The 20,401-nt window shown below is 64.0% G+C and carries 17 protein-coding genes; 12 read left to right on the top strand and 5 right to left on the bottom strand.

Annotated features, from left to right (window positions below):
• Nucleotides 1–111 precede the first annotated feature (111 nt).
• The 4 genes from AAHK20_RS31460 (at nucleotide 112) to AAHK20_RS31445 (ending at nucleotide 5,955) form a co-directional block, all read left to right on the top strand.
• A complete protein-coding gene (locus AAHK20_RS31460; protein ID WP_449185444.1) occupies nucleotides 112–1,518 on the top strand; it encodes a TolC family protein in 1,407 nt (468 codons plus the stop codon).
• A gap of 137 nt (nucleotides 1,519–1,655) precedes the next feature.
• Nucleotides 1,656–2,354: an efflux RND transporter periplasmic adaptor subunit gene (locus tag AAHK20_RS31455; RefSeq protein WP_449185443.1), complete on the top strand. Its 699-nt coding sequence runs from the start codon at nucleotides 1,656–1,658 to the stop codon at nucleotides 2,352–2,354.
• 15 nt (nucleotides 2,355–2,369) lie between these two features.
• Nucleotides 2,370–3,833 (top strand): efflux RND transporter periplasmic adaptor subunit, encoded by a 1,464-nt coding sequence (locus tag AAHK20_RS31450; protein WP_449185419.1) that lies wholly within the window; start codon nucleotides 2,370–2,372, stop codon nucleotides 3,831–3,833.
• Between the two features lie 10 nt (nucleotides 3,834–3,843).
• Nucleotides 3,844–5,955: an efflux RND transporter periplasmic adaptor subunit gene (locus AAHK20_RS31445; RefSeq protein ID WP_449185418.1), complete on the top strand. Its 2,112-nt coding sequence runs from the start codon at nucleotides 3,844–3,846 to the stop codon at nucleotides 5,953–5,955.
• A gap of 582 nt (nucleotides 5,956–6,537) precedes the next feature.
• On the opposite strand, the gene AAHK20_RS31440 is transcribed toward AAHK20_RS31445, so the two are convergent.
• Nucleotides 6,538–7,797 (bottom strand): DUF6402 family protein, encoded by a 1,260-nt coding sequence (locus tag AAHK20_RS31440; protein WP_449185417.1) that lies wholly within the window; start codon nucleotides 7,795–7,797, stop codon nucleotides 6,538–6,540.
• 226 nt (nucleotides 7,798–8,023) lie between these two features.
• Entirely contained in the window at nucleotides 8,024–8,674 is a 651-nt protein-coding gene (locus AAHK20_RS31435; protein ID WP_449185416.1) for a VC0807 family protein, read from the bottom strand.
• Between the two features lie 192 nt (nucleotides 8,675–8,866).
• On the opposite strand from AAHK20_RS31435, the gene AAHK20_RS31430 reads away from it, so the two are divergent.
• The 6 genes from AAHK20_RS31430 (at nucleotide 8,867) to AAHK20_RS31405 (ending at nucleotide 15,317) form a co-directional block, all read left to right on the top strand.
• Nucleotides 8,867–9,574 (top strand): ABC transporter ATP-binding protein, encoded by a 708-nt coding sequence (locus AAHK20_RS31430; RefSeq protein ID WP_449185415.1) that lies wholly within the window; start codon nucleotides 8,867–8,869, stop codon nucleotides 9,572–9,574.
• Nucleotides 9,571–10,986, top strand: coding sequence for an ABC transporter permease (locus tag AAHK20_RS31425; RefSeq protein WP_449185414.1), 1,416 nt, complete (start codon nucleotides 9,571–9,573; stop codon nucleotides 10,984–10,986). The genes AAHK20_RS31430 and AAHK20_RS31425 overlap by 4 nt, the downstream gene beginning before the upstream one ends.
• A 60-nt stretch (nucleotides 10,987–11,046) precedes the next feature.
• Nucleotides 11,047–11,832, top strand: coding sequence for an outer membrane lipoprotein-sorting protein (locus AAHK20_RS31420; protein WP_449185413.1), 786 nt, complete (start codon nucleotides 11,047–11,049; stop codon nucleotides 11,830–11,832).
• 9 nt (nucleotides 11,833–11,841) lie between these two features.
• Entirely contained in the window at nucleotides 11,842–13,167 is a 1,326-nt protein-coding gene (locus AAHK20_RS31415) for a hypothetical protein (RefSeq protein WP_449185412.1), read from the top strand.
• Between the two features lie 128 nt (nucleotides 13,168–13,295).
• Entirely contained in the window at nucleotides 13,296–14,324 is a 1,029-nt protein-coding gene (locus AAHK20_RS31410; protein ID WP_449185411.1) for an aldo/keto reductase, read from the top strand.
• A gap of 120 nt (nucleotides 14,325–14,444) precedes the next feature.
• Nucleotides 14,445–15,317, top strand: coding sequence for an SDR family oxidoreductase (locus AAHK20_RS31405; protein WP_449185410.1), 873 nt, complete (start codon nucleotides 14,445–14,447; stop codon nucleotides 15,315–15,317).
• On the opposite strand, the gene AAHK20_RS31400 is transcribed toward AAHK20_RS31405, so the two are convergent.
• Nucleotides 15,314–16,204 (bottom strand): LysR substrate-binding domain-containing protein, encoded by an 891-nt coding sequence (locus tag AAHK20_RS31400; protein ID WP_449185409.1) that lies wholly within the window; start codon nucleotides 16,202–16,204, stop codon nucleotides 15,314–15,316. The two genes, AAHK20_RS31405 and AAHK20_RS31400, sit on opposite strands and share 4 nt — an antisense overlap.
• 100 nt (nucleotides 16,205–16,304) lie before the next feature.
• On the opposite strand from AAHK20_RS31400, the gene AAHK20_RS31395 reads away from it, so the two are divergent.
• Nucleotides 16,305–17,558 (top strand): MFS transporter, encoded by a 1,254-nt coding sequence (locus AAHK20_RS31395; protein ID WP_449185408.1) that lies wholly within the window; start codon nucleotides 16,305–16,307, stop codon nucleotides 17,556–17,558.
• Nucleotides 17,559–17,586: 28 nt separating this feature from the next.
• On the opposite strand, the gene AAHK20_RS31390 is transcribed toward AAHK20_RS31395, so the two are convergent.
• Together AAHK20_RS31390 and AAHK20_RS31385 are read right to left on the bottom strand one after the other, a co-directional pair.
• On the bottom strand, nucleotides 17,587–18,945 hold the full coding sequence (locus AAHK20_RS31390) for a type II toxin-antitoxin system HipA family toxin (protein WP_449185407.1): 1,359 nt from the start codon (nucleotides 18,943–18,945) through the stop codon (nucleotides 17,587–17,589).
• The gene (locus tag AAHK20_RS31385) at nucleotides 18,945–19,322 is read right to left on the bottom strand and encodes a helix-turn-helix transcriptional regulator (RefSeq protein ID WP_449185406.1); all 378 of its coding nucleotides are present in this window, start codon (nucleotides 19,320–19,322) and stop codon (nucleotides 18,945–18,947) included. The genes AAHK20_RS31390 and AAHK20_RS31385 overlap by 1 nt, the downstream gene beginning before the upstream one ends.
• 273 nt (nucleotides 19,323–19,595) lie before the next feature.
• Here AAHK20_RS31385 and AAHK20_RS31380 point away from each other — a divergent pair, with 273 nt between their 5' ends.
• Nucleotides 19,596–20,027, top strand: a complete 432-nt coding sequence (locus AAHK20_RS31380) for a rubredoxin (protein WP_449185405.1) — start codon at nucleotides 19,596–19,598, stop codon at nucleotides 20,025–20,027.
• Nucleotides 20,028–20,401 lie beyond the last annotated feature (374 nt).

Here is a 20,401-nt window from a genome sequence, read left to right as displayed (position 1 = left end):
TCGCTGATCGCGCTTTCCGTCGCCGCGCTGTGGCTGTCCGGCTGCGCGATCCACCCGGCGCCGTTCACCGACGCCGAGCGTGCTCAGGCCGCGCATACCGACCATGAGGCGATGTTCGCGAACCAGCCGCCGTTGTCTGGCCCCGTCACGCTCGACGAGGCGATGGCGCGTGCGATCCGCTACAACCTCGACCATCGCGTGAAGATGATGGAAGCGGCGCTCGCGCAGGAACAGCTCAACATCGACAACTTCAACATGCTGCCGCAGCTCACCACGGCGGCGGGCTACACGGCGCGCAGCGTGCCGCTCTCGTCGTCGTCGCAGGGGCTCTTCTCGAACGAGCAAACGCTGGCGCAGTCGTACTCGACCGACAAGACCGACAAGACCTTCGATATCGGCTTCTCGTGGAACGTGCTCGATTTTGGCGTCAGCTACTTCGAGGCGAAAGAGCAGGCCGACCGCGTGCTCGTGCTCGAGCAGCGGCGGCGCAAAGTGGTCGAGCTGATGATGCAGCAGGTGCGCGAGGCGTACTGGGAAGCGGCCGGCGCGCAGCGGCTGCACGATCGCATCGGGCCGCTGCTCGATCAGGCCAAACAAGCGCTCGACGATTCGCGTCGCTCGCAGCAACAGGGCCTGCGCTCGCCGATCGACACGCTCAACTACCAGCACGCGCTGCTCGACATCATGCGTCAGCTCGAACTGGTCCGCGATCAGCTCGAGGAAGCGAAGCCGCGTCTCGCCTCGCTGATGAACGTCGCGCCGGGCAGCGACTTCACGCTGGCGCCGCCGCAGGACTTCAACGTGCCGTCGTTCAGCATGCCGATCGACCAGATGGAGGAGACCGCGCTCGAGCGCCGGCCGGAACTCGTCGAGGCCCGCTATAACGAACGCATCAGCGTCAACGAGACGCACAAGGCGATGGCGAAGCTGTTGCCGGGCATCGAGCTCCAGTTCGGCACCCACTACGACAGCAACAGCTTCCTGTACTACCACTGGTGGCAGTCGGCGGGCATCAACGTGAGCTGGAACCTGCTCAACGTGCTGAACGCGAAGAACATCCGCGGCATGGCGGACGCGGAGCTCGACGTCGCGCATGCGCAGCGGCTCGCGCTGTCGATGGCGGTGCTCACGCAAGTGCATGTAGCGCAGGCCGAGCTTGGCGCGCGTCAGCGGCAGTTCGAGCTCTTCAAGGAAATGAACGACGTCGATCAGCAGATCCTCCAGCACACGCACAACGCGACCGTCGCGAATGCACAGGGCAAGCTCGAAGAGATTCGCGCGGCCACGAGCGCGATGATGTCGGAGCTGCGCATGTACCAGAGCTACGGCGAACTCGAAAGCGCGTACGGGCAATTGCTCGCGTCGCTCGGGCTCGATCCGGTGCCGGGGAAGGTCGACGGTAACGACCTCGCGGCGGTGGAGCAGTCGATTGCAATGGAAGAAAAGCGCTGGACCGAACTCGGCCAGGCAAGCGTGGCGAGCAGCGCAGTTGGAGCAATTGGAGCGAAGACGCAATGAAGTCATGGCGGCTGGCAGGGGTTGGGGGTTTGGCGGTTTGGTTGTGTGCGCAACCGGTTTGGAGCGCGCAGCAGGGGGCGCCTGGTGTGAAGGCGCCGGGCAATGCAGCGACGAACGCGCCCGTCATCGCGCCCGCGATGGCAGTGGCACCGGGCGCATCGCTCACGCAAGGCGACGACGGGCATATCCGCATTCAGCTCGTGTCGCGCGACGAGGTCGAGATTTCGAGCGAGATCGGCGCGAAGATCGCATCGCTGCCGTTTCGTGATGGCGATGCGTTCCGCGCGGGCCAGACGCTCGTGTCGCTCGATTGCTCGCTCTTCGCGGCGCAGTTGCACAAGGCGCAGGCCGAGGCCGACGCGGCCGTGAAGCTCAAGCACGTCGACGAGCAGTTGTCGCAACTGCATTCGATCGGCGAGATCGACGTGGAAGAAGCCGAGGCCAAGGCCAAGGCGAGCGCGGCGGAAGTCGCCTACATGCAGGCGACGGTCCATAAATGCGTGATCTCGGCGCCGTTCGACGGACGCGTCGCGAAGCGCAGCGCGGCCGCCGATCAGTTCGCGGAGGCGGGCAAGCCGATCCTGACGATCGTCGACACGAGCCATCTCGAACTAAAGATGATCGTGCCGTCGAAGTGGCTCGCGTGGCTCAAGCCCGGGCATCCGCTGACGGTGCATGTCGACGAGGTCGGCAAGACGTATCCGGCGAGCGTCGCGCGGATCGGCGCGCGCGTCGATCCGGTCACGCAGACCGTCGACGTGACCGCCGCGCTCGACGGCCGTGCGCCCGACCTCCTGCCCGGCATGAGCGGCTGGGCGAGCTTCGCGAAGCAATGATGGACGTGCACTGACATGAACGCCCCGGTACGCATCGAAGCGGGCGATCTCGCGCTGTTGTGGCAGCTCGCGGCGCGGGCGAGAGAGGCCGACAGCGAGCAGACGCTCGGCTTCACGATCGTCAACGAGACGCTGTCGCTCATTCCGTATCGACAAGCTGCATGGTGGCGCGCGCCGCTGCATGCGCCGGGGGCGGTGGCGGCGGTGTCCGGCTTGCCGCAGAGCGATCCCGGCGCGCCCTATGTGCAGTGGCTCGGCGAGATGTTCCGAGCGCTCGTGAAGCAAGCGACGCAAGCAGCGAACGACGCCGGAACCGCGAATGGCGCCGGGCCGGATGCCGCGCAAGCGCCAGGCTCGACTGCGGCGCCTGCGGCAAAAGCCGGCGATGGCCCCGCTGCACCCTCCACGCATCCGTTCGCCTTCACGTCGGCCCATCTGCCTGAGACCGTCGCCGCCGATTGGAGCGCGTGGTGGCCGATGCACGCGCTGTGGGTGCCGCTCGTCGATCGTTCGGGGCGCTCGTTCGGCGGCGTCGTGTTCGTGCGCGACAACGCGTGGACGCATACCGAAGAGGTGATGCTCGCCGAGCTCGCGCAAGTCTGGACACACGCGCTCGCCGCGTTCGCGCCGCGCGCGACGTGGACCGCGCGCGCGAAGCTCCTGTTGCGTCCCGGCAAAGTGCGGCGCCGCGCGCTCGCGGCGCTCGCGCTCGTGTGCGTGGTACCCGTGCCGCTTTCCGTGCTCGCGCCCGCTGAAGTCACCGCGAAGGACCCGTTCGTCGTGCGCGCGCCGCTCGACGGCGTGATCGACCGCCTCTACACGCAACCGAACCAGCGCGTGAGCCCGGGCACGCCGCTCTTCGCGCTCGACTCGACGACGCTCGCCTCGCGCTACGCGGTCGCGAACAAGAATTTCGACACCGCGCAGGAGGAGTACCGGCAGACCGCGCAGCTCGCCGTCACCGACGACAAAGACCGCCTCGACATGGCGCTGCGCAAAGGCAAGCTCGACGAGAGCCAGGTCGAGCTCGACTACACCGCGCGCGAGCTTGCACGCGTGCGCGTGACGGCCGCGCGCGCCGGCGTCGCCGTGTTCGCCGATCCGAACGATTGGAACGGCAAGGCGGTGTCGATCGGCGAGAAGGTGATGCTGCTCGCCGATCCCGCCAACGTCGAACTCACCGTTTATCTTCCGGTGGCTGACGACATCGACGTGAAGCCGGGCGCGACGCTCACGCTGTATCCGAAAAGTTCGCCGCTTTCCGCCTACGACGCGCGCATCGATACCGTCGCCTATCGCGCCGAGCCGACGCCCGACGGCGTGCTCGCGTATCGCGTGAAGGCGACCTTCACGGATGGCGGCGCGCGGCCCGTGCTCGGCGTGATGGGGACCGCGCGGATTCACGGCCGATGGGTGCCGCTCGCGTACTACGTCCTGCGGCGCCCGCTGACGACCGCGCGACAGTGGCTCGGCTGGTAGGCGCGCACGTATGTCCCGTCTTCCCCAACTGCGCCAGGAACTGACATTGACGCGCGGCGCCGCGACACCCGACGGCGCCCCGACCTGGATGCTGCACGATCCCGCCGGCAACCGCTTCTTCCAGATCGGCTGGCCCGCGTTCGAGATGCTGTCGCGCTGGGCGCTCGACGATCCTCAAGCGATCGTCGCGTCGGTCAACGAGCAAACGACGCTGAATGTCGGCGTCTCCGACATGGAGGCGCTCGTCAAAACTCTGCGCCAGCAGAATCTGCTGGTGTCGGCGAGCGCGTCGGACACGGGGCGCCTCGCCGCCGTCGCCGACGCGAGCCGCCTCTCGCACGCGATGTGGCTCCTCAAGCACTACCTGATGATCCGCATTCCGCTGTGGCATCCGATGGCGTTCCTCAAGCGCTTCGCACGTCACGCGGACATTGCGTACCGGCCGGCGTCCTGGGCCGTGGTGGCGCTCGTCGCCGTGGTCGGTCTTGGGCTCGTGTCGCGCCAATGGGATGAGTTCGTGCATACGTTCCATAGCTACGCCGATTGGCGCGGCCTGCTGGCGATCGGACTCGCGCTCGCCTTCGCCAAGGTGCTGCACGAATTCGGCCATGCGTTCACCGCCTATCGCTACGGCTGCCGCGTGCCGACGATGGGCGTCGCGTTCCTCGTCATGCTGCCGGTGCTCTACACCGACACGACCGACGCGTGGAAGGTCCCGGGGCGCGCGGAGCGTCTGCGCATCGGCGCGGCGGGCATGCTCGCCGAGCTCGCGCTCGCCGCGTTTGCGACGCTCGCGTGGAGCGTCTTGCCCGACGGCCCGCTGCGCGCCGGCGCGTTCCTGCTCGCGACGACGACCTGGATCGGCACGCTGACGATCAATGCCAGCCCGTTCATGCGCTTCGACGGCTACTTCCTGCTGTCGGACTGGCTCAACATGCCGAACCTGCACGACCGCGCATTCGCGTTCGGCCGCTGGCGCATGCGCGAGTGGCTGTTCGGTCTCGGCGATCCGCAACCCGAGCCGTGTGCACCGTCGCGTCGCCGCTTTCTGATCGCGTTTTCGTTCGTGACGTGGCTGTACAGGCTCGCGGTGTTCTTCTCGATTGCGCTCGTCGTTTATCACGCGTTCTTCAAAGCGCTTGGCGTGATGCTGTTTTGCGTCGAGTTCGGCTGGTTCATCGTGCGGCCCGTGGTGCGCGAAGTCTCGACGTGCTTGCGCCGCCGGCATGATTTGCGCTGGTGCAGGGAGACGGTGCGCAGCGCGATGCTCGCAGGCTTGGTGTTTGCGATTGCCGTGCTGCCGTGGCATGGCGGCGTCAACGCGCCTGCGGTGTTCGGTCCATTGCACGCACAAGGGCTCTACGCGCCGGAAGCGGGTTACGTGTCCGCGCAAGCCCCGCTCGCGCGCGACGGCGAGCGCGTGCATGCGGGCGACGTGCTCGCCGTGCTTGCGTCGCCCGATCTCGATCATCGCTTGAAAGCGGCGCAGACGGACGAGGCGCAGCTGCGCTGGGAAGTCGAACAGCAGTCGTTCGATCAGCGTCTTTTGGATGAGGGCGTCGCGTTGCGAAAGCGCTGGGACGCCGCGCGCGAAACGGTTGCGGGGCTGCAAGCGGAGGTCGCGCAATTGACGCTGCGCGCGCCGTTCGACGGCACCGTCCAAGCGGACGACGAGCTTGCGCCCGGCACGTGGCTCCCGCGCGGCGAGCGCTTGTTCGACGTGGTCGGCCCGAATGGCGTGAAGGGCGATGCGTTCGTCGGCGAGGACGACGCCGGGCGCGTCGAGCCCGGCGACGCCGCGCAGTTCGTCGCCTCGGTCGCGGAGATGGGCACGCTGGACTGCCGCGTGACGGCGGTCGACCGCGTGAACATCGCGACGCTCGACGAGCCCGCGATCGCGAGCGTGTACGGTGGACCGGTGCCCGCCGAGATCCAGCCTGGCACGAAGCAGCTCGTGCCGCTCGCGGCGACGTATCGCGTTCGGATCGGAGAGTGCAGGGGGGATAAGGCGCTGGCGAGGCAGATCGCGGGGACCGCGACGCTTGGGGGCGCGAGAGAGAGCTTTGCGATGCGGGGGTTGAGGCGGGTTGTTGCGGTGCTGGAGCGGGAGGGTGGGGCTTAGGGCGCTTCACTTCAACGTACCGAGAGCAAATGATGGAACAAGCCGAGAAGAGTCACTGCTTTGGTGGTGATTCTTGCGATGAACATGACACTTCTTTTCCTGTCCGGCTGTCCCAGCATCGCAGGGTCCGATTAATATCGAAGTGCTTATCGTGTTCTTGGAACGGCGACCAATCGCCGATCACATGCTTCGAGGAGGCTTGTTCCAAGACGGACCAGTCATGGGTGCGGGGGCGCGCGGCAAGCAGTCTGTCCCATTTGGAGGGAGGGAGGTCGATAAATGCGGCTTCGTCTCCTCTAGAAAATGCCAGGCCTCCACTTTTAAACCATATAACTTCAGGGTCCGATGTAAGGAATGTGCTTTGCGCCAGCATCTTCCCGCTCTTCGCGTCGTATACCCGGCCCACGTATTCGGGAATATCGCGTGAACTCCACGTCAACAGGCATAGCTCGGCCACGTAAGCGTCGTCTGTGGAGGTTGAACTTACGCAACTATCGCCGTGTGGGGTCTGATTCAAGAGACACAGATACAGTCCGCCCACGATAACGGCGAATAATGCAATGCGCTTCAAGGACAGGAATTTCATAGGTAGACCTCAATGGGCGGATCAACTCGAACAAAGCGGCGGTCGGTATACACAATGAAATCCCCGCCTCGCTGATGCTTGATTGCCCACTGTCGAAAGCTGCTGTTATAGACCGGGTAGTGAACATTGCCCTTGGTGGCGATATCGCCGATGGCAACGGGTGCGTCAAAAGAATAAGCAACGATGGGGACGTCTTTGTCGTAGGGCAGGCGAGAGATCTTCTCCGCTGCGGCGTCGTACGCGACGACGATGACGCGATCCTTGCTCCAATGCCCGAGGTACTGCGAACGTGTACTTTTCTTGTCGGCGAAGGTGTATCCGTCTTTGACGTATACATAGATGCTGGTTACCACGGCTTTTGATCTTCCCAATTTGCCATCCCAGGAAATGGCGGCCCTAGCTACGGCAGCATAGATGTTGAACGACCCAAGTGCACCGGTGAGATCGTCAGGGGAACCGTTATTTGTCAGATTTGCCTTCAGCAGTAGCGCTATTTTTTCACCGAGTGTGGCATCGACCTGGGCGCGTTGGAATTGAAAGTGACGGTGCAAAACGATTGGGTCGCTCGTGGCAAGATCTGAATTGTCGATAGTGAGTGTCCGGTACTTGTACGCACCGTCGTACTGATCCTTGTAACGTACAAATGTATTTTCAAGCGCCTTGCGCGCTGCCGGTGATCGAATTCTCTCATTTACCAGATAATCGAATTTCTCCTTGGCGCGAGGAAATCCAAGCACCCAATCGAGCGTTACCGTGCTCATGTCGTACATATCGGGCGGATAAGGCTTGCCCTCTTGATTGATTTCTGCATTCTCGTCGGCATCCGTCGGCGAATAGTTCAGCCGCCCAGCAAACCACCGTTCCATCAACTTAGCCGACATCGGCATGAACTCCTTGCGCATCGCTCCCGGAATCTCCTGAATGTCGAATGGCGGCACCGTCTCGACTTTCTTTACCGGTATCGGCGGGCTAGGCGGCTTCGGCGGATCGGGCGTGTTGAGCCACGTCTTGAAGCGCGAGAATGCGTTCGCCACGCTTTCGATGTCATCCAGCATCTTGATCAGAGGATCGGGCTTCGGCGGCTTGGGCGCGGGGGCTCTTGCCGCTGGAGGTTCGGGCGGCACGGGTAGCGGCGGCGGGGCCTTGTCCATCGACAGCGACGCCTCGCGAACGACCCGGGCGCCGTCTTGGTACTTCCATCGCCACAGCAATTTGTTGATTTTGTAGTACGGGATTGCTTCGTTGCCCGAAGTCATTCCTGTTGTCTCCTTGGCTTGTCGATTTAGAATGAATCAACCGACGCCACGCTAGCGTGACCAGGAAAGTCTGGTCAATTGGACATGGCCAAGGATTTCTAGATTTTTCTAGTCTTGTGCCGTTGATTTGACGGACATCAACGTTCCACCCCATCCTTTAGTATTGTTAGCGGCTATTTATCGGCACTGCCATTCGCGCGCGAGTGGGGCGTAGGGCCGCTTAGTGTCACGCCCCCGGCGTTTCACCAAGCTCCTGAGCCTGCGCCAGCGGATGCCTGCGTATCTTCCGCCGATACCAGACCGTCCAGAGCGTCAACACGCCATACGCGGCATAGCTCACCGCCACCGAGATCAGCCCCGCTCGCGATTTGTCCGCCCACGTCCAAACGATCCAGCAACGCAGCAGGTTTTCGAGCACGAGGCCGACGCCCCATACAACGGTCATCCGCTTGATCGGCACGGCCATTTCCGGATGCGCGCGCCAGCGCTCTTCGAAGCGTAGTGCGTTGTCGTGGTCTTCGCGCGCGAGCGTCGATCGCGCGAGGTAGAACATCAGCGGGCGCGGCAGCCAGAACGTCAGCAGCAGGACGACGCCGACCGCCCCCGAAATCATCGGCGCTTCGATCGCGCGATTTTCAGGCGCGCTGCCAAGCAAGGTCAGCACGAGCGATAGCGCGACGCTGGCGAGCACCGTTGCGCTCAGTGCATCGAAATGCCGCAAGCGGAAGTAGTCCCAGGCAATCCATGCGATGAGCGGCAGCGCCGACGCGGCCACCGCGTGGACGTAGTCCCAGTCCCGCAAGGTGAGCCGGTACACGAGCCACGGCAGCAGCACGTTGATGCAAAGCGCCGACAAGTAACGGAAAGGATGCTTCATAGGAGCGAAGTCCCGCAGTGGAGGTCGGGCTCGACCTGCCGCGTATTTTGCGCCGAAATCGATGTCTTTTCGTCGTGCTTCGTCGCCCGCCAATGCGATTGATCGCCGTTGCAAGCGCTTCGTCGCAACGTTCCCCGCGCCGCTGACCTCGCCACTACAGTCGCCTCATCGAAACGGACGTCGGAGGCGCCTGTGATTGCCGCCAGCTTGAAGGACGTGACAAAGATCTATGGCGATGGCGACGCTGCGGTCGCTGCCTTGCGCCATGCGTCGGTCGATATATTCGGCAACCGCTTCACTGTGCTCTCGGGCCCTTCGGGCAGCGGCAAGACGACCGCGCTCAACCTGCTCGGCGGCATCGATCGCGCGTCGTACGGCAGCGTCGCCGTGGCCGGAGCGCCGCTCGCCGCGATGAGCGACAACGCGTTGTCCGATTTCCGCGCGCGCCACATCGGCTTCGTGTTTCAGTCGTTCAACTTGCTGCCGGTGCTTTCCGCTTATGAAAACGTCGAGTACCCGTTGACGCTGCTAGGCGTGCCGAAGGCCGAGCGCCGCGAGGCGGTGCTCGCGCTGCTCGACGAAGTGGGCGTCGGCGACAAGGCGTCTCGCTTGCCCGGCGAGCTTTCCGGCGGACAGCAGCAGCGCGTCGCGATTGCGCGCGCGCTCGTGACCAAGCCCGCGCTCGTGCTCGCCGACGAGCCGACCGCCAATCTCGACAGCGCCACCGGCGCCGCGATCATCGGCCTGATGCGGCGCATGCAGCGCGAACGCGCGACGTCGTTCGTGTTTTCGTCGCACGACCCGCAAGTGGTCGCTTCAGCCGATGACGTCGTCGTGATCCGGGACGGCCTCATCGTCGATGTCAGACGCACTTCGCTCACGGAGGCCACCACATCATGAAAAACTGGCTCCTCGCATTCAGAAATCTGCTGCGCAACCGGCGGCGTTCGATGACGACGCTGTTTGCGATGGTGATCGGCCTCACGTCCGTGCTCGTGTTCGGCGGCTATGCGGGCAACATCAACTACGGCTTGCAGACGCAGTTCGTGCAGCACGGTGGTCATCTGCAGATTCAGCACCGCAACTACTTCCTCTATGGCAGCGGCGACCCGGTGTCGTACGGCCTCGCCGACTACGAGCACATCATCGATGTCGTCAAAAGCGATCCTGAGCTCGCGAAGCTCGTGACCGTCGTCACGCCCGTGCTCGCGGTCAACGGCATCGCAGGCAACTTCGCGGCGGGGGTGTCGCGGACCGTGTTCGGCTCCGGCATCGTCGTCGCGGATCAGAACCGCATGCGCTTGTGGAACGACTACGGTTTTCCGAGCCTTCCGAATGAGCTCGCCCTCACTGCGACGAGCCCGGACTCGGCGCTGATCGGCACGGGCGTCGCGCGCGTGCTGCGGCTGTGCGGGCCGCTCAAGGTGTCCGATTGCCATGAGCCGGAGGCGCCTCAGACGCAGGCGCAGGCAGGTGGAGCGCAAAGCGCCGCGGCGCCGTCGGACATCGCGCAATTGGCCACGCTCGAAGCGAATGCCAGCGCGAAGGCGCCCGAACCGCGCGGCGCTCGCATCGAGTTGCTGACGTCGAACGCCTACGGCGCACCCAATGTCGCCGCCCTGAAAATCGTCGAGGCGCAGAAGCAGGCCGTGAAAGATGTCGACGATATGTTCGTGCAACTGCATCTCGCGCAGGCGCAGCGCCTCGTCTATGGCGGTGGCAAGCCCGAAGTGACGTCGATCGTCGTGCAGCTGAAACATACGTCGCAGCTCGGCGTTGCGCGCGCCCGCCTGAATGCGCTGTTGCATACGACGCTGCAAGGCCAGCCGCTCGAAGTGCTCGACTTCGAGACGCTCAATCCGCAGTACGGCCAGATCACCGGTATGTTCGCCGCCGTGTTCGGTTTCATCGCGGTGATGATCGCGACGATCGTGATGTTCACGGTCGGCAACACGATGAACATGGCTGTGATGGAGCGCACGAAGGAAATCGGCACGCTGCGCGCGATCGGCGTGCGCGGGTCGGGCATCCGCAACATCTTCCTGTGCGAAGGGTTTCTGCTCGGCACGTTGGGCGCGGTGCTCGGCACGCTGTTCGCGCTGATTGCCGCCGCGCTCATCAACCACTCGGGCCTCCATTGGACGCCGCCGGGGCAGACCGATCCCGTCGCGCTTACCGTGCGCGTATGGGGCGAAACGGGAATGATCGTGCGCAACGCGCTCGGCGTGATCGTGGTCGCGACGTTCTCCGCGTGGTGGCCGGCGCGGCGCGCGGCGCGGATGCTGATCGTCGATTCGCTGCGCTTTGCATGACGGTTTTGCGTGTCGCTAAAGGTCGCCTTCTATCGAAAGTCGAAAGCGGGAACATCCATCATGAAACGGCATTCCTTCATCGGGGCGGCGGGCGCGCTGCTGTGCGCATCGCTGATCACTCACGTGGCTTATGCGGCACCCTCGGCGACGCAATTGCTAGAGCAAAGCGACGCGATTCGCAACCCGGCCCAATCGTTCAGCCTGACCAACACGCTGATCGAATTCCGCAACGGACAGCAGACCGACACCGACGTGCTGACCGTCTATTCGAAGCCCGATTCGGGCGACGGCCAGTACCGCGATCTCGTGCAATTCGACGAGCCCGCGCGCGACGCCAACAAGCTGTTGCTCAAGAACGGCAACGATCTCTGGTTCTACGATCCGTCGAGTCAGGCGAGCGTGCGCATCTCGCCGCAGCAGCGTCTGTTGGGGCAGGCGGCGAACGGCGATGTCGTCACCGTGAACTGGGCGAAAGACTACGTGCCGACGCTCGCGGGCGAAGAGGACGTGACCGACGGCGATCGCCAGTCGCGACACTGCTACAAGCTCGCGCTGACCGCGCGCACGCCCGACGTGACCTATCACGCGATCGACCTGTGGCTCGACGCGAGCAACGCGCGTCCGGTCAAGGCGCGCTTCTACACGGAAAGCGGCGCGCTCCTGAAAGTCGCCTACTACCGCAAGTTCCAGCAAGAACTCGGCGCCGAGCGGCCGACCGAAACCGTCATCATCGACGGGCTCGATCCCAACTGGGTGACAGTGATGCGCTACTCGAACTACGCGTGGCGCGACGTGCCGGACGCGTGGCTGCAACGGGCGTATCTCGCGCGCTTCAAACCCGATTGAACGAAGGCGATGAACAATCGGCTGGCCTCGATGATCGTCGCGGCGGGGGTGAGCATCGGGGCGGCGGGTCACGCGCTTGCGGCGGGTGACACAGCGGGTGACACGGCCGGCGGCGCGGATCTCCCGCAACTCGCCGCGAGCGACGAAGGCGCATTGCAGCTCGCCGATACCGCGAACGCCACAGCGTCCGCGCGCAGCAATTGGCGGCGCTCGTTTGAATTCGCGGTCGGCAACTACACAGCGGCCAGCCAGACCGGCAGCGTCCTGCTCAACGACAACCTGCGCGTCTCGTCGTCGCTCGCCTACGACGGCGCATTCGCGCCCGGCTGGCGCGCCGTGTTCTCGAACCAGTTCGACGCGGGATGGCGCGGCGGCACCGATCAATACAACGCTGTCGATACGCTGAAGCAGGCGTATTTGAGCTGGCGTCCGACCACCTCGACGATCCTCGACGCGGGCCGTATCAACTTGCGCGAGGGCGTCGCATCGGGCTTCAATCCGACCGACTACTTCAAGTCAGGGGCGCTGCGCGCGGTGACGTCGATCGATCCGGAGAGCCTGCGCGAAAACCGCTTGGGCAGCGTGATGCTGCGCGGGCAGGCGATCTGGGACGGCGGTTCGGTGACCGCGCTCGTCTCGCCGCCGCTTGCCTCTAGCCCGAGCAATGCGACCTTCAATCCTGATTTCGGCGCGACGAACCAAAAGTGGCGCTACATGCTGAGCGGCACGCAGCGCTTGTTCGGCGGCTTTGCGCCGCAATGGCTCGTCTATGGCGGCGCGGGCATCTCGCCGCAATTCGGCGTGGACGCCACCACCTTGCTCGACAACGCCACGGTCGGCTTTCTCGAGTATTCGGGCGGCCGCAGCAGCACGCTTGCAGATGAACAAGGAAACCAAGCGGGCCCGGAAAGTTTCCACTCGAAGCTCGCAACCGGTCTCACGCGAACGTTTCCGAACAAAGTGTCGGTGACGCTCGAATACGACTACGACGGCGCCAGCGCGAATCGCGCGACGTGGGATGCGCTGGCCGCCAATCGCGAGCGCTTCGGCCAATATCTCGACGCGGTCGGCACCCAGCAGGAACTGCCGACGCGGCATTCGCTCTTCACGTACGTCACCTGGCAAGACGCCTTCGTGGTCCATCTCGATCTGACGGCGCTCGCGCGCTACGACCTCGTCGAGCACAGCTACTACACGTGGCTCGAAGCGCGCTATCACTGGACGCGCGTGGACCTCGCCGTGCAGTGGCAAACCAATCACGGTTGGGCGCGCAGCCCATACGGCGACGCCGCGCAAAAGCAGGTGCTCCAGGGCGTGCTGACGTTCTTCTACTGATTTCCAAGCGCCAAGCCAAGCGCGAGCGACGTCCGGCGCGATTCGACGCGCGAGCGTAGACTTGAACCCCTCGTCTTTGGTGGAGTCCATCCTGGACTCATCGGCAGTCAGCGTAAGGAGAATGTTCGATGGAATACAGGTATCTGGGTGCATCGGGTTTTCAGGTTCCGGTTTTGAGCTTCGGCACGGGAACGTTTGGCGGCAAGGGCGAGTTTTTCCAGGCGTGGGGAGCGACCGACGTAGCGGAAGCGCGGCGTCTTCTCGACATCTGCTTCGACGCGGGCGTCACGATGTTCGACTCCGCCGACATCTATTCGAGCGGCGCGTCGGAATCGGTGCTCGGCGAGGCGCTCAAGGGCAAGCGCGATCGCGCGATCATCTCGACGAAAGCTACCTTCCGGTTCGATAACGAATCGCCGAACAACGTCGGCTCGTCGCGTTTCCACCTGATTCAAGCCGTGGATGCGTCGCTCAAGCGCTTGCAGACGGACTACATCGACATCTTTCAACTGCATGGCTTCGATGCGAAGACGCCGGTCACGGAAGTCCTGTCGACGCTCGACGATCTCGTGCGCGCCGGCAAGATCCGCTACACGGGCGTGTCGAATTTTTCGGGCTGGCATCTGCAGAAATCGCTCGACGTCGCGGACCGCTACGGCTATCCGCGCTATGTCGCGAACCAGACCTACTACTCGCTGATCGGGCGCGACTATGAGTGGGAGCTGATGCCGCTCGGGCTCGATCAGGGCTTGGGCGCCATCGTGTGGAGTCCGCTCGGCTGGGGGCGCCTCACCGGCAAGCTGAAGCGCGGACAGCCGCTGCCCACGACGAGCCGCTTGCACAAGACCGCCGACATGGGGCCGCAGATGGAGGACGAGTACTTGTTCCGCGTCCTCGATGCGATCGAGGAAGTGGCGGAGGAAACCGGCAAGACGGTGCCGCAAATCGCGCTCAACTGGCTGCTGCAACGGCCCACGGTCTCGACGGTGCTGATCGGCGCGCGCAATGAAGAGCAGCTGCGCCAGAATCTCGGCGCGGTCGGCTGGAACCTGACGCCCGAGCAGGTCGCGAAGCTCGATGCGGCAAGCGCCGTGACGCCCGCTTATCCTTATTGGCACCAGCGCGGGTTCACGGAGCGTAACCCGCTGCCGGTGTAAGCGAGGGCAGGCGGCCGGTGCAATGCCGGCCGCTGATGCCGGGCGCCGATCCCCGATTCCCGGCTCCCGCGCGGTCCGATCTTTGCTCTTGCGCTAAGAGCAGACATCAGGAGCGTTTCCATGACACCCCAACCCCAGAATCCTGCCGGGCCCGCAGCCGTTGATCCATCGCGCGTGCCGCGGCCCCAAGCGTATCCGCTTCTCGCCGGCCAGCCGGCGCTCGTCACCGGCGCGAACTCCGGCATTGGCCGAGCCGTCGCGCTCGGGCTCGCGCGAGCGGGCGCCGATGTCGCCGTCAACTACGTGAGCGACCCCGACGCGGCCGACGAGGTCGTCCAAGAGATCGAAAAGCTCGGACGCCGCGCGATCGCATTAAAGGCCGACGTCAGCGACGAAGCGCAAGTGCAGCAGATGTTCGCGCATGCCATCGACGCGTTCGGCACGCTGCATGTGGTCGTGAGCAACGCCGGCTTGCAGCGCGACGCGCCGTTCGACGAGATGACGCTCGACGAATGGAACGCCGTCATCGCGGTCAACCTGACCGGGCAGTTCCTGTGCTTGCGCGAGGCGATACGCGAGTTCAAGCGGCGCGGTGTCGACGAATCGGTATCGGTGGCGGCTGGGAAGATCGTCTGCATGAGCTCGGTCCATCAGGAGATTCCGTGGGCGGGCCATGCGAACTATGCGGCGTCGAAGGGGGGCGTGATGATGCTGATGCGCAGCCTCGCGCAAGAAGTGGCGCCGCATCGCATTCGCGTGAATGCCATTGCGCCGGGCGCGATCCGCACGCCGATCAACACGTCGGCATGGGATACGCCTGAACACTACGCCGACCTGATGAGGCTCGTGCCGTACAAGCGGATCGGCGAGCCCGACGACATCGCGCAGGCAGCCGTGTGGCTCGCGTCGGATCAGGCCGACTACGTGACCGGGACGACGCTGTTCGTCGATGGCGGGATGACGCTGTACCCCGGCTTCGAGTCGGGCGGCTAGCCCCCGAGTTGCCCCTTGATCCACCGATAGAACTGAAGGATCGCCGCTTCGCGCGGATGGCCTTCGCGCCAGGTGAAGAAGTAGTCGAGCGAGGCGGGGATGCGCACCTGCCCGATCTGCACTAGTTCGCCTCGCTCCAGATAAGCGCGTGCGAGCTGCAGGCGCGCGGTCGCGAATCCTTGGCCGTTGACGGTCGCTTGCAGCAGCAGTCCGGCGTCGTCGAAGACCGGTCCGCGAACGGGCTCGTCGGCCTCGACGCCGGCAGCGTCGAAGAAGTCGCGCCAGGAGCGGCGCGCAAAATGCAGCAGAGGCATGTGCGGCAGGTCTTCGATGCGGAAATCCGGATAGCGCTCGAGCAACGCCGGACTGCAGACGGCGATCACCTGATCGTCGAGTAGCTTGCGGACCTGGAAGCCAGGCTCGTCGACGCGCCGGTGCCAGATGCCGATGTCGACCGAATACGGATCGGGCGGAACGATGCCTGCGTGCATGTGCAGCGACAAATCGACCAGCGGATTCTGATCGTAAAAGCCGCCGAGCCGCGGAATCAGCCAGAACGACAGGAAGTCCGACATGGCGCTCAATTCGAGCCGCGTGGCGCCGCCGGTGCTGCTCGCGCCGCGGCGGGCCGCGTCGAGCGCATCGCGCAGGTCGTCGAGGCTGTGCCGCACGCGCTCGGCCAGTTGCGCGCCGGCGGCCGTCGGAATCATGCGCGTGCCGGCGCGGCGGAACAGCTCGACGCCGAGCTGTTCTTCGAGCCCCCGCAGATGGTGGCTGACCGCGCTGTGCGTCAAATGCAATTCGTCCGCGGCGCGGCTGAAGCTGCGCCGGCGCGCTGCGGCTTCGAGGGCGCGCAGAGCCTGAAGGGGAGGAAGTGGAGTCGACATGACGTCAAATTCTACTCACATTACAGGTCGATATCTCTCGTTGGCTTGCGCGCATTTCATCGCCAATAATCGGAAGCTCAACTAGTTCATTCGATTTTTTATGACTTCCACCCGCTGGCGCGTACTCGCCGTTTTCTCGCTCGGCTATTTCGTGTCGTATCTGTTTCGCGGCGTGAATCTCGGCTTCGCGCCGTTTCTCACGCACGATTTGGGCTTGTCGGCCGCGGACCTGGGCACGCTCACGAGCTTGTACTTTCTTGGCTTCGCGGGTGCGCAGATTCCGGCTGGGGTGCTGCTCGATCATTTCGGCGCGCGGCGCGTTACGGCATGCGTGATGCTCATCGCCGCGGTCGGCGTGCTGCTGTTCGGCGCCGCGCACACTCTCGGCACGATGATGATCGGCCGCTTTCTGATCGGCGTCGGGGTGTCGGTCTGTCTTGGCGGTGCATTCAAGGCGACCGCGCAGCATTTTCCGGTCGCGCAGCTCACGCTCGTCAACGGTCTCGTGATGGCGGCGGGCGGGCTGGGAGGCGTCGCGGTCGGTGCGCCGCTCTCGTGGCTGCTGGCGTTCACGAGCTGGCGCACGCTCTCATTCGCGCTAGCGATCTTTACTGCGGCGGTCGCCGTGGCGATCTGGTGCTTCGCGCCGGCTGCGCGCGACACGCACCGGCAGGCCAACGTGCTCGAGCAATTCAAGGGCACCTGGCACGTGTTGAGGAGCCGCGCGTTTTGGAAGGTGGCGACGTTCTCGGGGCTCACGCAAAGCGTGTTCTACGCGATGCAGTCGCTGTGGGTGGGTGCGTTCCTGCGCGACGTCGTGCTGGCGGATGCCGTCAATGGCGCGGCGCGCGCGGCATCGCTCGTCTCGGTGCTTGGCGCCGCGTTCATCGCGGGCAATATCGGCTTCGGCGCATTGGCGCGTGAGCTGGAGCGCCGGGGCGTGACCGTGTACTTGTTCTCCGGCGTGACGATGGGCCTCTTCGTCGTCGTGCAGGCGATGATCGCCGCACGCGTGCCGTTGCCCGAGCCGTTGCTGTGGGCCGCGTATGGCGCGCTGGGCGGCACCGGAATCCTGACCTATTCGGTGCTGGCCGAGTACTTCCCCGCGCGCATGATCGGCCGTGTGAACACCACGTTCACGCTCGTGATTTTTCTGACGATCTTTGCGTTGCAAATTGCGATTGGTGCGGTGCTGGGTCTCTGGCCGATGCGCGACGGGCACTATCCAGCGCTTGCGCATCAAGGCGTGTGGGTGGTGTTGATTGCGATGCAGATCGCGGGGGCGGTGTGGTATTTCATGCCGGCGCGGCGCGAGGAGGGGGCGCAGAGCGGGTCGGCGAAGCCGTTGGTGTAGGTGGGCGGCGGTTCTCGCGCGGAGGCGGTTACTTCTCCGAGCTGGCGCCGTATGTCATAAACGCGGCGAGCTTGTCGCTCTGCTTTTTCAAGCCCGACAAGATCGCGTCAGCTATGGCAGCGGGGAAGCTGAGCGGCAACCGATCGTTCGCAACGGCGATGACGCTTTCCGTCTGGTCGACGACTTCGGCGATGATTTCTCGCACCGCCGCCTCGCCCAACCCAGCCTGCCGCCCTTGCTGAAACCAATGCCGCGCCAGGATCTTGTCGATCAGATAGTGGTTGCTGCTGCCTCTTACTGCCATCGCGAGTTTCGCTTTTTGTGGCGCGATCTGGTTGCGGCCACGACCGATGATCGGGTGAGCGGAAAGCACGTCGTAAAGCGGCGTTGCTCGGTAGAGGCCACCCGGCAAATGGAAGAGGCTGAAGTTCTTCGCGTGTCCGTCGGTGGCTGCGAGCAGCCAGAACACGAGCTGGGTCTTGAAGAAATTCCGTCTGTCCTCACGCGCCTGTTCGGAGCCGAGAAGCACTTCCATGATCGCAGCGATCCCGGGGCCGCCGTCCTGCTGATACTTGAGTAACGGGGGCGTGCCGGTCGCCTGGCACATGTCCTCTTGCGGCAGGCGGACAATCCACGTCTTGTCGCTCGCCAGTCTGCGATCGAAGCGCTCGACGACGAGCACCTTTTGATCCTCGAAGTTGCCCATCTCGCAGTTCGCGATAGGTAGCCCATAGGCTGCAACGATTTTCGAGCACAGCCATTCGTTTTCGATCGAGCTTCGCATGTCGGCCTGCATATTGCCGACGAGGCCCAGCGGCAGCTTGAAGATATGTGTGGTCGGCGTGCTGCCGGCCGGCTTGATCCATTGCTGGTGGTGGCGCAACAAGGCAGTTTTTTCTTGGGCCCCTGCTATCGATAGCCTCAAATCGTCGTCGCGATCATGCAAGCCAAGCGGTGCCGTTGCGGTTGTGTTGCGCAGCAGCTGAGCGATGTCCGGTTCGGTCAGCCGCTCTCCCGCGATCTCGCGGAGATCGGTGGGCGCTTCGTCCGGCGGCAGCAGTTGAATCGCGCCGACACAGTCTCGGCCCAGCGCGGACAAAAGATCGAATGGCTTCGTGCTTCCCGTGTGGTGACGTTGCGCCAGGCGTCTGCGGATGGCATCACTATCGGGGAGCAAATTGTCGAAAAACGCAGTGACAAGATCGCCGCGATAAGGCTGGTTGCCTGGCGCGAATGGCAGCGAGAGAGAAAGCGGACGACCTTGCTCGTCGGCGATCCATTCATCGAAGTAGCCGAGACGCTCGCCGTCCCGGGCGCTTTCCCAGTAACCCACTGGGATGCCGTTCATCCATACGTTGAGTCTTCGTGCCTGGCTGCGGCGGCTCATTACCAATCCTCCCTCGTCTTTGGGGCGCCGCCGCGGCGAAGGCGATTGGTGTCAGGCGTTTTTCGTGTGCTGCTCGTGCCTTCCGCTGTGTCGGACTTTTTGCTGTCTTTCGTGGTGCCGGCTGGCGCTTGCTTGCTCGCGGGCATTTCTTCGTGCGCCAGCCGCATTTCGACATCCAGCATGCGCATGACTTTGAAAAGTCTTTCCATGCTGGCTGCTGCGGGGTTGGCTTCGAGCTGGGCGTAGCTCTGTTGCGTGATACCCAACTGGCTGGCCATCGCGGCTTGCGTGAGGCCGGCGGCCTTGCGAAAGCCCTGAAGAATGGGGCGTAGCTGGCTGAGCGTCTTGATCGGGTAGTCCACGTTGTGCTCCCGCATGACCGTACAGGTTGTGGTCTGTATTCTACAAAAACAGGCGTTGGACTGTAAATAAGAAAAACAGGCTATAAGTTGTTGATTGAATTTACAGCCTTTAGTTTGTATTTCCGTTGACCACCAGGAAACACTCCATCAACGCACCGTAGCTAATCGAAGCCGCTTTCGAAGGCAACAAGCGGGGATAATTATCGACTTTGCTCGCGGTCGCGAGGCTCGCTGTTCACGCGTGAGCACACCGCGACCGTGACCCGCTACTTCGAGTTTCGATTTGCCATGTATAGAAAGGGCGCAGCACTGGAAATCCAGTTTTCCCCCGACCGGCTCAACGACGGCGCCGGCGATCCCTACTGGATCGATTTGACCATCGACGAAGCGCGGCGGCTGCTCGATTCGCTGCAGACGCAGCTGGCTGCGAACATCGAGAGTACAGCCGCGCCTCTCGTCGTGAGCCTGGATGAGCCATACGGGAAGAGCGCCGCGCCGGCTGCAAACGAAGCCTCGTCAACCGGCGAGCCGGGGCCGGGGCCTGCAGCGGAGACGTTCAAGCAATGGGTGTGCGTGATCTGCGGCTGGATTTATGACGAAGCCGCCGGCGTGCCGGAAGAAGGCATTGCGCCGGGAACGCGCTGGGCGGACGTTCCGGACGATTGGCGCTGCCCGCTGTGCGACGTGGGCAAGGAAGATTTCGCGCTGGTCGAATTCTGATCGGCCGCTGACGCGGTGCGCGCGTTACCTGAGTTTCCAGAGGCCCCAGATCGCGATCAGGAGCGCTAGGCCGAAGCCGATGCCAAGCAAGACGTAGGTTTCCAATTCAATGACTCGCATTTCCGCAGTTGCATGAGCCAGCCATCGTCGAAACGAAAGCCGGCCGGTTGCGACATGCTACCGGCCCTTCCTTTCAAATCAGGAACGCCTTCACATCTGTCGGCAACCCGCCGGTGACATGCGGCGCGCGGTGCGGCCTGCTTACTGCACGCTCGCGCGCCGCTCGACGAAGCGCCGCACGTACTCGTCGGCGGGGCGGTGGACGATGTCGTCGGGCGTGCCGACTTGCACGAGCTGACCGTCCTTGAGGATCG

Source organism: Trinickia camelliae, from assembly GCF_053525655.1.
Note: the sequence above shows the minus strand (reverse complement) of the source record. Positions and strands in the feature narration are given on the sequence as shown.